16 protein-coding genes and 2 pseudogenes are annotated in these 13,031 nt (G+C 73.3%); 13 read left to right on the top strand and 5 right to left on the bottom strand.

Annotated elements, in window-relative coordinates:
* Nucleotides 1-26: 26 nt before the first annotated feature.
* Entirely contained in the window at nt 27-1,100 is a 1,074-nt protein-coding gene (locus tag ACZ5NH_RS19615) for an NAD(+)/NADH kinase (RefSeq protein WP_468776848.1), read from the bottom strand.
* Between the two features lie 365 nt (nt 1,101-1,465).
* Nucleotides 1,466-1,687, bottom strand: a pseudogene (locus ACZ5NH_RS19620) (helix-turn-helix transcriptional regulator); the annotation flags it as partial.
* A gap of 164 nt (nt 1,688-1,851) precedes the next feature.
* Here ACZ5NH_RS19620 and ACZ5NH_RS19625 point away from each other — a divergent pair.
* The 5 genes from ACZ5NH_RS19625 (at nt 1,852) to ACZ5NH_RS19645 (ending at nt 5,199) form a co-directional block, all read left to right on the top strand.
* A complete protein-coding gene (locus tag ACZ5NH_RS19625; protein ID WP_451008538.1) occupies nt 1,852-1,992 on the top strand; it encodes a hypothetical protein in 141 nt (46 codons plus the stop codon).
* A 10-nt stretch (nt 1,993-2,002) separates the two neighbouring features.
* Nucleotides 2,003-2,326 (top strand): DUF2795 domain-containing protein, encoded by a 324-nt coding sequence (locus tag ACZ5NH_RS19630; RefSeq protein ID WP_388628596.1) that lies wholly within the window; start codon nt 2,003-2,005, stop codon nt 2,324-2,326.
* 106 nt (nt 2,327-2,432) lie between these two features.
* On the top strand, nt 2,433-3,947 hold the full coding sequence (locus ACZ5NH_RS19635) for a purine-cytosine permease family protein (RefSeq protein WP_468776850.1): 1,515 nt from the start codon (nt 2,433-2,435) through the stop codon (nt 3,945-3,947).
* Entirely contained in the window at nt 3,944-4,495 is a 552-nt protein-coding gene (locus ACZ5NH_RS19640) for a cysteine hydrolase family protein (RefSeq protein WP_450984615.1), read from the top strand. The genes ACZ5NH_RS19635 and ACZ5NH_RS19640 overlap by 4 nt, the downstream gene beginning before the upstream one ends.
* Nucleotides 4,496-4,500: 5 nt before the next feature.
* On the top strand, nt 4,501-5,199 hold the full coding sequence (locus tag ACZ5NH_RS19645) for a GntR family transcriptional regulator (protein WP_468776852.1): 699 nt from the start codon (nt 4,501-4,503) through the stop codon (nt 5,197-5,199).
* Between the two features lie 10 nt (nt 5,200-5,209).
* Here ACZ5NH_RS19645 and ACZ5NH_RS19650 read toward each other — a convergent pair.
* Nucleotides 5,210-6,476 (bottom strand): annotated as a pseudogene (locus ACZ5NH_RS19650) (alpha-L-fucosidase).
* Nucleotides 6,477-6,690: 214 nt separating this feature from the next.
* On the opposite strand from ACZ5NH_RS19650, the gene ACZ5NH_RS19655 reads away from it, so the two are divergent.
* The 3 genes from ACZ5NH_RS19655 (at nt 6,691) to pqqB (ending at nt 9,268) form a co-directional block, all read left to right on the top strand.
* The gene (locus tag ACZ5NH_RS19655) at nt 6,691-7,089 is read left to right on the top strand and encodes an SseB family protein (RefSeq protein WP_388628585.1); all 399 of its coding nucleotides are present in this window, start codon (nt 6,691-6,693) and stop codon (nt 7,087-7,089) included.
* A 106-nt stretch (nt 7,090-7,195) separates the two neighbouring features.
* Nucleotides 7,196-8,308: a hypothetical protein gene (locus tag ACZ5NH_RS19660; RefSeq protein ID WP_468776855.1), complete on the top strand. Its 1,113-nt coding sequence runs from the start codon at nt 7,196-7,198 to the stop codon at nt 8,306-8,308.
* Between the two features lie 48 nt (nt 8,309-8,356).
* Entirely contained in the window at nt 8,357-9,268 is a 912-nt protein-coding gene (gene pqqB / locus ACZ5NH_RS19665; RefSeq protein ID WP_468776857.1) for a pyrroloquinoline quinone biosynthesis protein PqqB, read from the top strand.
* On the opposite strand, the gene ACZ5NH_RS19670 is transcribed toward pqqB, so the two are convergent.
* The gene (locus tag ACZ5NH_RS19670) at nt 9,265-9,684 is read right to left on the bottom strand and encodes a MarR family winged helix-turn-helix transcriptional regulator (RefSeq protein WP_451557080.1); all 420 of its coding nucleotides are present in this window, start codon (nt 9,682-9,684) and stop codon (nt 9,265-9,267) included. The two genes, pqqB and ACZ5NH_RS19670, sit on opposite strands and share 4 nt — an antisense overlap.
* 74 nt (nt 9,685-9,758) lie before the next feature.
* Nucleotides 9,759-10,109, bottom strand: a complete 351-nt coding sequence (locus ACZ5NH_RS19675; protein ID WP_468776860.1) for a VOC family protein — start codon at nt 10,107-10,109, stop codon at nt 9,759-9,761.
* 315 nt (nt 10,110-10,424) lie between these two features.
* On the opposite strand from ACZ5NH_RS19675, the gene ACZ5NH_RS19680 reads away from it, so the two are divergent.
* The 5 genes from ACZ5NH_RS19680 (at nt 10,425) to crcB (ACZ5NH_RS19700) (ending at nt 13,007) form a co-directional block, all read left to right on the top strand.
* Nucleotides 10,425-10,712 carry an ArsR family transcriptional regulator gene (locus tag ACZ5NH_RS19680; RefSeq protein WP_468776862.1) on the top strand — a complete coding sequence of 96 codons (288 nt, stop codon included), beginning with the start codon at nt 10,425-10,427 and terminating at the stop codon, nt 10,710-10,712.
* Nucleotides 10,713-10,761: 49 nt separating this feature from the next.
* Entirely contained in the window at nt 10,762-11,730 is a 969-nt protein-coding gene (locus ACZ5NH_RS19685) for an SMP-30/gluconolactonase/LRE family protein (RefSeq protein WP_468776865.1), read from the top strand.
* Between the two features lie 67 nt (nt 11,731-11,797).
* Entirely contained in the window at nt 11,798-12,259 is a 462-nt protein-coding gene (gene crcB / locus ACZ5NH_RS19690) for a fluoride efflux transporter CrcB (RefSeq protein WP_388628565.1), read from the top strand.
* Nucleotides 12,256-12,636, top strand: coding sequence for a DUF190 domain-containing protein (locus ACZ5NH_RS19695; protein ID WP_468776869.1), 381 nt, complete (start codon nt 12,256-12,258; stop codon nt 12,634-12,636). The genes crcB (ACZ5NH_RS19690) and ACZ5NH_RS19695 overlap by 4 nt, the downstream gene beginning before the upstream one ends.
* Nucleotides 12,633-13,007 (top strand): fluoride efflux transporter CrcB, encoded by a 375-nt coding sequence (crcB, locus tag ACZ5NH_RS19700; protein ID WP_468776870.1) that lies wholly within the window; start codon nt 12,633-12,635, stop codon nt 13,005-13,007. The genes ACZ5NH_RS19695 and crcB (ACZ5NH_RS19700) overlap by 4 nt, the downstream gene beginning before the upstream one ends.
* Nucleotides 13,008-13,031: the final 24 nt, after the last annotated feature.

Raw genomic sequence — 13,031 nt, forward strand, 5'->3', positions numbered from 1 at the left:
ACGGCAGCGCCGTACACCGCCGGATCTCAGGACAGCCGACGTCCGTCCTCGGGACCCGGCGGAAGCGCGAGGTGGGCCAGGTCGCCCGGCCGGGGTGTGGTCACCGGCCACAGCGGAGCGGCTTCCCCGTCGGCGAGCGCGGCGGGCGCGTCGGTGAGGTTCATCCGCTCGCGCAGCCGGCCGTAGAAGTCCATCGGGCCCAGCCGGACCGCCTTCAGCCGGCGCGGTGCGGCGTACACGCCGATCCAGTCCCCGGGGCTCAGCACACCGCGCAACTGGCCGTCGATACTGACGGCCGCCTGGCCCGACCGATCGAGGATCCGCAGCGCGACGGGCTCGTCGGGGGCGGCCACCACCGAGCGGTTGAACACCATGTGCGGGGCCACCGGCGTGAAGATCAGGGCCTCCGCGCGCGGCGAGACCACCGGCCCGCCGGCGGCGAAGCTGTACGCGGTGGAGCCCGTGGGCGTGGCCACCAGCAGCGCGTCGGCGGAGTAGCTGGCCAGGAGCCGGCCGGCCAGATAGACACCGACCGACACCTGCCGGTCCCTGGCGAGCTTCTCCACGACGACGTCGTTGAGCGCGGTGACGTCCAGCGCGACGCCCCACTCGCCGCCCGCCTCGCACTCCCCACGCACCCGGGGCGGCGGCAGCATCGGCCCGCGGCCGTACCGCAACAGCGCCTCCATCTGTGCGGGCACCTCCAGCCGGCAGGACGCCCGCATGGTGAGGAGCATCCGGCTCTCCACGGTGATCCGCTCGGACCGGACCGCGTCCAGCGCCTCGCGCACCGCCGAGGCCGGGACCTCGGTGAGAAAGCCGACGCGGCCGAGGTCGACGCCGAGGACCAGGGCGTCGTTCTCGGCCGCCAGCCGTGCGCCGCGCAGAAAGGTGCCGTCCCCGCCGAGGGTGAGGATGAGGTCGGGATCGCCCGCCGAGTCGACCTCCTCCCGGGCACTGTGCCGCGCCCCTTCCCGCCACACGTCGATGTCCGCGCACCCCACGGCGTGCTCCGCGCACCACTCGCGCACCACTCGCGCGGCGGCCACGGCCTCGGCACGGCCGCCGTGCACCACGAGGCCGACACGGTTCACCGTCATACCCACCTCCCAGCCGGCTGCTCCCGCTCGCCATCCTCACCGCGGACCGCCCCGACGCCGCACGCGCCACGCCGCCGACGTGGCTCCCTCGGCAGGCGTGCGGGGGAACGTGGCTACGGCTGCTCAAGCCGCCGGCGCCGTACCGCGCGTCCGCGGGCGGCGGAGACGCTCACGGGAGGTTCCGCGACAAGAGCGGTTCGCGGCGCTGCCTCGGCGCGTCGGCACGCGCACGCGAGCCTCGCCGACGTGGGTGCGTTCCTGGTCACGGCCCCGACGCCGTGGATCTTCCGCACCCCGCCCGGCCCGCGGCCGTGGGCCGGCGGCGCGGTCGGTGCCCTGTTCCACGCCGCGGCGCTCGGCGCCGCCTACCCCAGGTGCTCGGCCCGCCGGGAGCCCGGGGTGTGCCCGAAAGTGCGCCGGAAGACGTCGATGAACGCGCTGGCCGAGGACCAGCCGCACCGATGCGCCACCGTCGTGACCGGCGTCCGCTCCGCCAGCAGGACCAGGGCGTGGTGCAGCCGCAACTGGGTGCGCCACTGCGGGAACGTCATGCCGAGGTCGCCGCGGAACAGCCGGGACAGGGTACGCCGGCGCCGCATACTGCGCCGGGACCGCTCAGGTACCCATCCCCCGGCAGCGGATTCACGGATTCCGCCGGTCATGGCAGGCGGGAGTTCTCCCCGGTCATGGCGGCGCGAGGGGCGGGTACTCGGGGCCTTCGGAACCGGCACGGACGCGTGTGGGAGGCCCGATGAGTGAGAGCACCCCTTCGCAGGCCGAGGGTGAGCGGGAGCCGGGCATGGCGGAGGACGAGCAGCCGCCGCGTACGACCCCGTCCCAGGCCGAGGGCGAGGACACCGCGGACGAGAACGCCGAGGAAGGCGACGAGTGAGGGAGGAGCCATGAGCACGGCACACACCAGCGTCCCCGAGGTGCTGGACGCACTGAAGGACGTGTCGTACCCGGCCGACAAGGAGCGCCTGGTCACGGCAGCGCGTGCGGCGGGTGCGTCGGAGGAGGTCGTCAAGGCCCTGCGCGGCATCCCCGCCGAGCAGTACACCGGCCGTGACGACGTGGCGAGGTCGGTGCGGGTGGACCCGGACTCGGACCTCGACCGCACCGCCGCACAGCGCGCGGAACAGGCACGCGCGGGCGGCAAGCCCGGACTCTCCCAGCACCTGCGGGAGGAACCGAAGACACCGATCCAGGAGGAGTTCGACCGCTGAACCGTACGTACCGCCGGGTCCTCGCCAAGTCCCCTTCTTGACGGTCCACCAGCTCACTCCTAGCTTGAGTGGACACGTCTGGACAGGTAGGGCAGGTGGCTCGGCGATGACGCATCCGCAGGACCCGCTCGGCAGCACCGGGGGCAGATCCGCCGGCCGTGCGATGCAGGTGGAGACGCACGGCCTCGACGTGATCGGGGACGCGGAGCGCAAGGGCACCCCGCGCACGCTGTTCTGGCCCTGGTTCGGCGCCAATGTCTCCGTCCTCGGCCTGAGTTACGGCGCCTTCGCGTTCGGCTTCGGGATCTCCTTCTGGCAGGCCCTCGCCGCCGGCGTGCTCGGCATCGTCGTCTCGTTCCTGCTGTGCGGGTTCATCGCGGTCGCCGGCAAGCGCGGCTCGGCGCCCACGATGGTGCTCAGCCGGGCGGCGTACGGAGTGCGCGGCAACCGGCTGCCGTCGGTGATCTCCTGGATGCTCACCGTCGGCTGGGAGACCGTCCTCACCGCGCTCGCCACGATGGCCACCGCGACCGTCTTCGCCCGCCTCGGCTGGGGCGGCGGCACCGAGACCAAGATCGCGGCCCTCGTGGTGGTGGCCGCGCTGACCGTCGTCGGCGGGGTCATGGGCTTCGACCTGATCATGCGGCTGCAGACGGCGATCACCGTGATCACCGGCGTCCTCACCGTCGTCTACGTCGCTCTCGTCGCCGGCCACATCCACTGGAGCACGGTGAGCGCCGTCCCGTCGGGTTCCGCGCAGGAGTTCATCGGCGCGCTGGTGTTCATGATGACCGGCTTCGGCCTGGGCTGGGTGAACGCCGCCGCCGACTACTCCCGCTACCTGCCCCGGAGTTCGTCCGGCCGTGGGGTGATCGGCTGGACCACCTTCGGCGCCTCGGTGGCCCCGCTGCTCCTGCTGGTCTTCGGTCTGCTGCTGGCCGGTTCCTCGCCGAAGCTGAGCAAGGCCATCGCCGCCGACCCGATCGGCGCGCTCACCAGCATCCTGCCCACCTGGTTCCTGGTGCCGTTCGCCGTGGTCGCCGTCCTCGGCCTCGTTGGCGGCGCCGTCCTCGACATCTACTCCTCGGGCCTCGCCCTGCTCTCCGCCGGCCTGCCGGTACCCCGCTATCTGGCCGCTTTCCTCGACGGCCTCCTGATGATCGCCGGCTCGGTCTACATCGTGTTCTTCGCCGGCGACTTCCTCGGCCAGTTCATGGGCTTCCTCACCACGCTCGGCGTCCCCATCGCCGCCTGGTGCGGCATCATCCTCGCCGACCTCGCCCTGCGCCGCCGCGACTACGACGACGGCGACCTCTACCGCCCGCACGGCCGCTACGGCGACATCCCCCTGCCGCCTCTGCTCCTCACCCTCGCCACCACGGCCGTCGGCTGGGGCCTGGTCACCAACACCGCGGCGAGCTGGCTCACCTGGCAGGGCTACCTGCTCGGCCCCGTAGGCCTCGGGGGCAAGGCCGGTGCCTGGGCGTACGCCAACCTCGGCGTCCTGGTGGCGCTGGTGCTCGCCTTCCTCGGCCACCTGCTGACGGGCCGGGCCCGGGTCCGCGCCCAGGAGGCGCAGGCGCCGAGCCCCGTGACCGGCGAGGGGGCGCTCCACCCATGACCGCCGGACACCTCGCCGTCATCGACATGCAGCGCGTCTTCGCCGACCCGGCGAGCCCCTGGGCCACCCCCCGGTACGCCGACGCGGTCGCGGGCGTGCGCAGCCTGCTGCCCGCCTTCGCCGACCGCGTCACCTTCACCCGCTTCCTGGCCCCCGGGGAACCGGCCGGGGCCTGGCGCGCCTACTACGACGCATGGCCCTTCGCCCTGCAGCCCCCGGACGCCGAACTCTGGCATCTGTCCGACGAGTTCGCCGATCTGGCCGGCCATGTCGTGGACGCCACCACTTTCGGCAAGTGGATCCCGGAGCTCGCCGCCCGGGTCGGCCCGGACGACCGGCTGGTCCTGGCCGGTGTCAGCACCGAGTGCTGTGTGCTCTCCACCGCCCTGGCCGCCGCCGACGCCGGCACCGAGGTACTGGTGGTCGCGGACGCCTGCGCGGGCGTGGACGACGACTCCCACCTCAAGGCCCTGCAGATCATGGACCTGTACCGGCCGCTGGTCCGCGTCACCACCGTCGACGACCTGCTCGCCGAGGCCGGGCCGTGACCGGCGTGCCACTGAAGCACCAGCGGATCAGCCGGATCCTCGCCCGGGAGATCCGCGACGGCTGCCGCCGAGCCGGTGAGCGGCTGCCCGGCGAACACGCCCTCGCCGAGCGGTTCGGCGTCAGCCGTACGACCATCCGCGCGGCCCTCGCCGAACTGTCCGAGGAGGGCCTGATCGCGACCCGCACGGGCAAGGGCTCGTACGTCGTCTTCGACGGCCGCCCGGCGGAGGACCGGCCCGGTTGGGCCCGCGCCCGCCCCGTGCGGCGCGCGGACACCACCGTGCGGACCCTCGCCGTGGGCGAGACGCACAACGCGGCCCTGGCTACCGAACTCGGCCTGGAGAAGGACGAGTTCGTGTGCGTGGAGCGTACCGGGGAGCTGGTCGCGGACGGCACGGTGGTGTCGTACGAGCGCAGCCTGCTGCCGCCGGTGCCCGGGATCCGCGAGCTGCCCTCCCGGGGCCTCGGCCGGGCCTCGCTCACCGAGGTGCTGCTGCGGGCCGGACTGCGACCGGAACACGGGGAGCAGCGGGTGTCCGGGCGGCCGCTGGACGCCGGGGAGGCGGTGCTGCTCGGGCGCGCGCCGGGGGAGTGGTTCCTGGTGACGCGGTGGACCGGCCGGGCCGCCGACGGCTCCTTCGCCGGGCACGTCGTCACCCTGCTCGACGCCGTCCACTTCGAGCTGACCCTCGCCTTCGGCTGACGCTTCCGCGTCAGGTGCGCCCCGTCCCCCGGTAGAGGTCCAGCTCTCCGTCGAGTTCCACGGCGAGCACCGTGGCGTACTCGGCCACGTGCTCCGCCGCCGGCGCGTCCAGCCAGGTCACGCCCGGCACCTCGTGCAGCCCGCCCGTGACCCGGTGGCCCAGCTCGGCGCCCGTCCCGAGCACGCTCACCCGGCGCACCCGGTTGCGCAGCCCGCGCACGGACACCGTCTCGCGCGGGACGTCGAAGCACACGAGGTACAGCGTCCGCCGGTCGGCCGACAGGGTGCTCGGACCGTAGTGATGTCCCGGCGGCAGGCCGGCCACCGTGCCGTACAACGGCCTCGGCGTGCCGGCCGAGCCACGCCCCGAGCCCCGCCAGGCGCTCCGCCTGCTCCGCGGGGATCGTGCCGTCCTCGCGCGGGCCCACGTCGAGCAGCAGGTTGCCGCCCGCGCCGATCGTCTCCGTGAAGTAACGCACCAACTGGCGCACCGACTTGTGGTTGTGGTCCCGGTGCTGGAAACCCCAGGAGTCGTTGACGGTCAGGCACAACGCCCAGGGTCCGTCGGGCGCCTGGAGCGGCACGCCCTGTTCCGGGGTGGCGTAGTCGCCGTGGCTCAGCATGCGCGCGTTGAGGACCGTCTCCGGGTTGCCGGCCAGGATCCGCGCGGCCAGGGCGTCCAGGCCCCACTGCTCCTCGGTGCGCTCCCATTCGCCGTCGAACCACAGGAGATCCGGCCGGAACCGCTCCACCGGCTCCCCGACCTGACCGTCCCGGCAGGCGAGGAACCGCGCCCAGGCCGCCGGATCCTCCTCGCCGGGCCGGGCGTGTGCCAGGGGGTTCGGGGGATACTCGTCCGGGTCGGGGTGCCGCACGCTCGCGTAGTCGGGTTGATTCCAGTCCGAGTGGGAGTAGTAGAGACCCACCCGCAGGCCGCGTTCGCGCAGCGCGTCGGCGTATCCGGCGATCAGGTCGCGCCCCGCCGGCGTGCGGCGCACCACGTTCAGATCGCCGTGGGCGCTGTCCCACAGGGCCACACCGTCGTGATGGCGCGCGGTGAGCACGGCGTACCGTGCACCGGCACGGGCGAACAGGTCGGCCCAGGCACGCGGGTCGTAGCGGGACGCGGTGAAGCCGCCCAGCTGCTTCATGTACTGCTCGTGGGACACCTGTCCGGTGTAGAACGTCCAGGACTCCGGGACCCCGTGCACCGCGTGGATGCCCCAGTGGACGAAGATCCCCAGCTTGGCGTCGCGGAACCATGGCTGCATCGGCATGCGGCCACGCTGGAGCCCGGGCGACCCGCACGGGCGACGATCGCCCTGCCCGTGGATTTCCACCGCCCCCGGCGTCCACCGGAGCCGGGCCGTCACCGGATCTCCCGTCGATCCTCACGCATGTCCCGCGGCCCACCGGGTACGCGAGGCGAAGCACGCCTGGGGGCGCGGTTCCGCCCCCTCCTGTACGACCGTCGCTACCTGGGGATCTGCCATGGAGACACCCGCACACAACGACCTGCCGACGCCGGCCCAGCAGGCGCTGGACGCGCTGACCGTGAACGCCGAGGACCAGAGCGCGCTGGACGTCCTCGCCCACAGTGACGTGCTCGTCCCCGTGCCGGACGACGCGGTCGACGGGGAAGGCGCCGACGCCACGACCGTGGCCCTCCCCGTCCTGGAACAGCCCGGAGGCGACCCGGTCGTCCCCGTCTTCACCACGGAGGGCGAGATGGCCGAGCTCCTGCCCTTCGTCTCCCGCTACCGCCTCATCCCCCTCGGCGCCCTGGCCTCCCAGTGGCCCGACGAGGACCTCTCCCTGGCCATAGACGGCAACTCCACCCACGCCCTGACGCTCACCTCACAGGGGGTGCGCACGCTGCTGGCCCGCTGACGAAGCGCCCCGAGGGGCAGTGGGGAACGGCGCGAGACACCGCCTGCGACCCGCACCCGCGCAGGAAAGCGATCACCCCACCCCCATGGGCGACAAAAATGGACCCATGGAATACATCGCCGGCGCGGCAGGGGCACTGGTCCTGGTGCTGGTCCTGACCAGCATTCTCCGCACCCTCGTGGTCCCCCGGGGCCTCTACTCCGTGCTGGTCTTCCGCCTCTGGTGGGCCCTGCGCCGAATCCTCCGGGTCACCGCCGTCCGCAAGGACTACGCGTCCATCGACCGCGCACAGACCTGGCTGGCCCCGCTGATGCTCATCGGCATGCTCGCCACGTGGCTCGCCGGTGCGCTGCTCGGCTTCGGCCTCCTGCTGTACTCGCTGTCCCCGCTGTCCTGGACCACCTCGTTCCGGGAGGCGGGGTCCAGCCTGTTCACGCTCGGCTTCGCCGGCGGCGCCCGGCTGAAGCTGTCCGTGCTCGACTTCGTCGCCGCGGCCACCGGACCGGTCGTGATCGCGCTGCAGATCGCCTATCTGCCCACCCTGTACGCCGCCTACAACCGCCGCGAACTGGAGGTCACCCTGCTCCAGGCACGGGCCGGCGAGCCCGCCTGGGGGCCGGAGATCCTCGCCCGGCAGTGGCTGGTCGACACCGAGACCGCGCTGCCGACGCTGTACCGCGCCTGGGAACGCCTCGCCTCGGACATGGGCGAGAGCCACTCGACGTACCCCGTCCTGCTGACCTTCCGTTCCCCGCGCCCGCACCGCAGCTGGCTGGTCGGTCTCGTCGCGGTGATGGACGCGGCCGCGATGCAGCTGGCCCTGGCGCCGCGGCTCGCCCCGCCGGAGGCCCGGCTGGTGCTGCGGGCCGGCTTCACCGCCCTGCGCGACATCGCCCGCGCGCTGCGCATCCCCTTCGACGCCGACCCGTCGCCGGACACGGCCGTCAGGCTCACCTTCGCCGAGTTCGACGCGGCCGTGGCCATGCTGGAGTCGGCCGGGTTCCGGGCCGAGCGCCCGCCGAAGGAGGCCTGGCCGCACTTCCGGGGCTGGCGGGTCAACTACGAGGCGATCGCCTACGAACTGTGCCGGCGCTGCGACGCCGTACCCGCTCCGTGGACCGGTCCCCGCGACTTCCCCGGTGCGCCGATCCCGCCCGAGCGCCCGGCGGACCGCCGGCCGGGCGCAGGACGGCCGGAACTGCCCCCCGCCGCCGGGTAGTCCCCGGCCCGACACGGGAAGATCCCCAGCGAGAACAGGTCCGGACGCATGTCGAAGGAGCGGATGGTCGTGAGGGTCGTCCTGCTGGGCACCGCCGCCGGTGGTGGCTTCCCGCAGTGGAACTGCGCCTGCTCGCTGTGTACGGCGGCAAGGGACGGCAAGCTGCCCTCCCGGACCCAGGAGTGCGTGGCCGTCACCGGCAACGGCCGCGCCTGGTGGCTGCTGAACGCCTCGCCCGACCTGCGCACCCAGCTCGCCGCCACACCGGCGCTGTGGCCGGGACCCGGCCCCCGGGACAGCCCGCTCCGCGGCGCCCTGCTCACCGACGCCGAGGCCGACCACGTCACCGGCCTCGCCGGCCTGCGCGGCGCGGCGGGTTTGAAGGTCTACGCGGCCCCGCCGGTCCGCACCGTGCTGGCCCCCGCCCGGGCCGCCCTGGACCGCTATGCCCACTGGGAGTGGCCGGACAGCCTGGCCGACGGCGGGTTCGTGCTGGCCGGCGGGCTCGTGGTCACGGCCCATCCGGTGGGTGTGAAGATCCCGAAGTACGTGCCGGTGCAGGCGCCGGGACCGGCCGGCCCGTGGGTGACGGCGTACCGGGTGGAGTCACTGGCCAGTGGGGGAGTGCTGGTGTACGCGCCCTGTGTGGGCGCCTGGAGTCCGGCGCTGGACGACCTGTGCGCCGAGGCCGACTGCGTGCTGCTGGACGGCACCTTCTACGCGGCCGACGAGATGGGCACGGCGGTGCGGTCCGGCGCAGGGCAGGCCGCCATGGGGCACCTGCCGGTCACCGGACCGGACGGCAGCCTCGCCGCCCTGGCCCGGCATCCGGGCGCACGCCGGATCTACACCCACCTCAACAACACGAACCCGCTGCTCGACCCCGCCTCAGCGGCACACGCGCGTGTCGCCGAGGAGGGCGTCGAGGTCCTGCCCGACGGGGCCGAGCTGGTGCTCTAGTGATCCTGGCCGGCGCTCCAGCGCTCCTGCCCGGTCAGCATGCGCTCCAGCACTTCGCGCTGCAGCGGCAGCACCTCGGCGTGCAGCGCGCGGCCCTTGGGGGTCAGCGCCACCCACACCCCGCGCCGGTCCTCCGCGCACACCGAGCGCTCCACCAGCCCGTCCTTCTCCAGCCGGCCGATCAGCCGGGACAGCGCGCTCTGGCTGAGATGGACCCGGCCGACCAGGTTCTGCACCCGGCACTGGTCGCCCTCCGCGGGCGACTCGGTCGCCAGGATGTCCAGCACCTCGAAGTCGCTGGCGCCCAGCCCGTGCGGATGCAGGGCCCGGTCGATCTCGCACATCGTGCGCGCGTGCACGGCGAGGATGTCCCGCCAGCGTTCCTCGAGCCGGGCCTCGGCCGTCTTGACTGCCATACCCGCACCGTAGCACCGATCCGGCCAATCGTTGAGTGTGCAACTAGTGCCGGTGTGAGCGGAGGTGGCGGTGCTCAGGCGGCCGGGTCCTGGAGCAGGCCGATCAGGTTGCCGTCGGGGTCCTTCACGGAGGCGATCAGCCGGCCGTTGCCGACGTCCCGCACGTCCTGGACCACCTCGGCGCCCGCCGCGAGCAGGGCCGCGAGCCGCTCCCGGAGGTCGGTGACGTGCCAGAACGGCACCGGCCCGGTCAGGCCCTGGGCATGCCCGCTCGGGTCGAGGCCGATGTCCTGTCCCTCGGCCTTGAAGCCGACGTAGTAGGGCTGGTCCGCGTACGGCTCGACCCCCAGCAGGGCGGTGAACAGGGCCTTGGCACGGTCCTTGTCCTTGACGGGATAGATGATCGTCTGCACGCCGGCGGTCATGGGACTCTCCTTCTGCGGTGCGTGGCCCGACGGGTTTTCCGCCGGTGCACCTCACGCTAGGACCGGGGAGCCCGCTCCGGCTTCTTCGATCCTGACCGGTTGCGGGCTCCCCGGTGGCCACCGCTGAACCACCGGTGATGGGCCCGGCCGTAAGGGGCGGCCGGGCCTTCGCCGATTTTCCGGGGTCATATACACCCGCTCGGTCGTACGGCCGTTCGGTACCGGACAACGACCGTCGAGTCCCGGACGTGCCGGAGTCGGCCGCGCGACAGTGGGAACACTGCGTACGAGGAGGTCGGGGACGGAGGCGGACGGATGATGGGAACTCCCTCGGGCCGGGTGCGGCAGTCGATTCTGGAATGGCTCAAGGACCCCGCGGACCACTTTCCGGCGCCCCGTCGCCGCGACCTCGCCGACACGGGAGTCACCGCGCGCGCCGTCGCCGCCAAGCTGGGCGTGCCCCGCCGGACCGCCGTCGCCCACCTGGACTTCCTCACCCGCCTCGGCCTGCTGCGCACCCGCCGCAGCTACCGGGGCACCTGCTACCGGCGCGACGAGATCCGCATCGCGGAGGTGGCCCGGGTTTTCGAGAAGGGGTGGTGAGGGGACGACACAGTCGTAATGGGCCGACCCGACCGCGAAGGGCACGCGCATGGACCGACCCACGGCACTCGTCCCGCTCCACCACGTCCCCCTGGGCGCCCGCGGCCCCGAGGACGTCGTCGTCGACGCGCACGGGAGCGTGCTGACCGGAGTGGAGGACGGCCGGATCCTGCGCGTCCACCACCCCGGCAACCGGCGCACGGCCCGCGTGGAGGTGCTGGCCGAGACCGGCGGCCGTCCACTCGGACTCGAACCCCTTCCGGACGGCGCCCTGCTGGTGTGCGACGCGGAACGCGGACTGCTGCGCGTCGATCCCGGCGAAGGCTCCGTCGGCACCGTCCGCGTACTCGCCGACTCGGCGGCGGGGGAGCGGCTCCGCTTCTGCAGCAACGTCGTCGCCCTGCCCGACGGCACCGTGTACTTCACCGTCTCCAGCCGCCGCTACCCACTGGACCAGTGGATCGGCGACATCGTCGAGCACACCGGCACCGGACGGCTGCTGCGCCTGCCTCCGGAAGGCGGTGAGCCCGAAGTCCTGCTGGACGGGCTGCAGTTCGCCAACGGACTGGCGGCGAGTGCCGACGGCGGCTTCCTGGTGATCGCCGAGACCGGCGCCTGCCGCCTCACCCGCTACCACCTCACCGGTCCGCGCGCCGGCCACGCCGACCTCTTCGCCACGCTGCCCGGCATGCCGGACAACCTCTGGCGCGAGGGCCCCGACGGCCCGCTCTGGGTCGCGCTCGCCGGTCCCCGGGTTCCGCCGCTGGACCTTCTGCACCGCACGCCGCCCGCGGTGCGCGGCGCTGCAGCCCGGGCCGCCGTACACGCGCCGTACCGCCCGAGCGGGACGATCGGGGTGATGGCCCTCGACGACAGCGGGCGGACGGTCCGGCACCTCACCCGCCGCCGCTCCGGCTTCCGCATGGTCACCAGCGTCTGCGCGAGCGGGGACCACCTCGTCCTCGGCAGCCTGTGGGAGTCCGGTGTCGCGGTCTGCGCACGGACCGCGGCCCGCTGACACGGCGGTACGCTGGTGCCCGGCCGTGATCACCCGACGGGGCGGGCCGAACAGGAGACGCACCAGCATGACAGCCCCGGAAGCGCAGAGCCTCCGCGTCCGCCCCACCCCACGGCGGCGGCCGGAGTGGCGTGCCCAGATACCCGTCGTCGCGATGGTCGCCCTCGGCGGCGCCCTCGGCGCGTGCGCCCGCTACGGCCTCGCCCTCGCCTGGCCCACGCCGCCCGGCGGCTTCCCCTGGGCGACCTTCCTCACCAACGTCATCGGCTGCGCGGTGATCGGCGTCTTCATGGTGCTCATCACCGACGTGTGGGCCGCCCACCGCCTCGTACGCCCCTTCTTCGGCACCGGCGTGCTCGGCGGCTTCACCACCTTCTCCACCTACGCCGTCGACATCCGCAAGCTGGTGGACGCGGGCCGCCCGGGCCTCGGGCTCGCCTACCTCGCCGCGACGCTGTGCGCGGCCCTCGCCGCGGTGTGGCTCGCCTCCGTCGCCGCGCGCCGTGTGCTGATCAGGAGGAAGCGATGACGTCACTCACCGGCCGCGCCCTCAGGCTGACCGTCTACATCGGCGAGGACGACACCTGGCACCACAAGCCCCTCTACTCCGAGATCGTGCACCGCGCACACGTGGCCGGCCTCGCCGGGGCGAGCGTCTTCCGGGGCATCGAGGGCTTCGGCGCCTCCTCTCTCATCCACACCTCCCGCCTGCTCTCCCTGAGCGAGGACCTGCCCGTGGCGGTCGTCGTCGTGGACACCGAGGAGCGGGTACGGGCGTTCCTGCCGCAGCTCGACGAACTCGTCGAGGAGGGGCTCGTGACCCTGGAGGAGTGCGAGGTCGTCCGGTACGTGGGGCGCACCGGCGGCCCCGAGGGCACGAAGCCGAAGGGTAAGAAGTCGTTGTGAACTGGCTGCTCGTCATTGCGGGGGCCGTGGTCGGCGCACCGCTGCGCTATCTCGCCGACCGTGCCGTGCAGGCCCGGCACGACTCCGTCTTCCCCTGGGGCACCTTCATGGTGAACGTCACCGGCTCGCTGATCCTCGGGCTGCTCACGGGCGCCTTCACCGCCGGGGCGGCCGGGCCCCATCTGCAGCTGCTCCTGGGCACCGGGTTCTGCGGAGCGCTGACTACGTACTCGACCTTCTCCTACGAGACACTGCGGCTGTCCGAGGCGGGCTCGGGCCTCTACGCTGCCGCCAACGTCGTGGGGAGCGTGGTGGCGGGGCTCGCCGCCGCCTTCGCCGGAGTCTCGATCGCCGCCACCCTGTGGTCCTAGGTGCTTGCCGGAGCGCCGGACGCA

This window comes from Streptomyces sp. NPDC031426 (assembly GCF_055581585.1).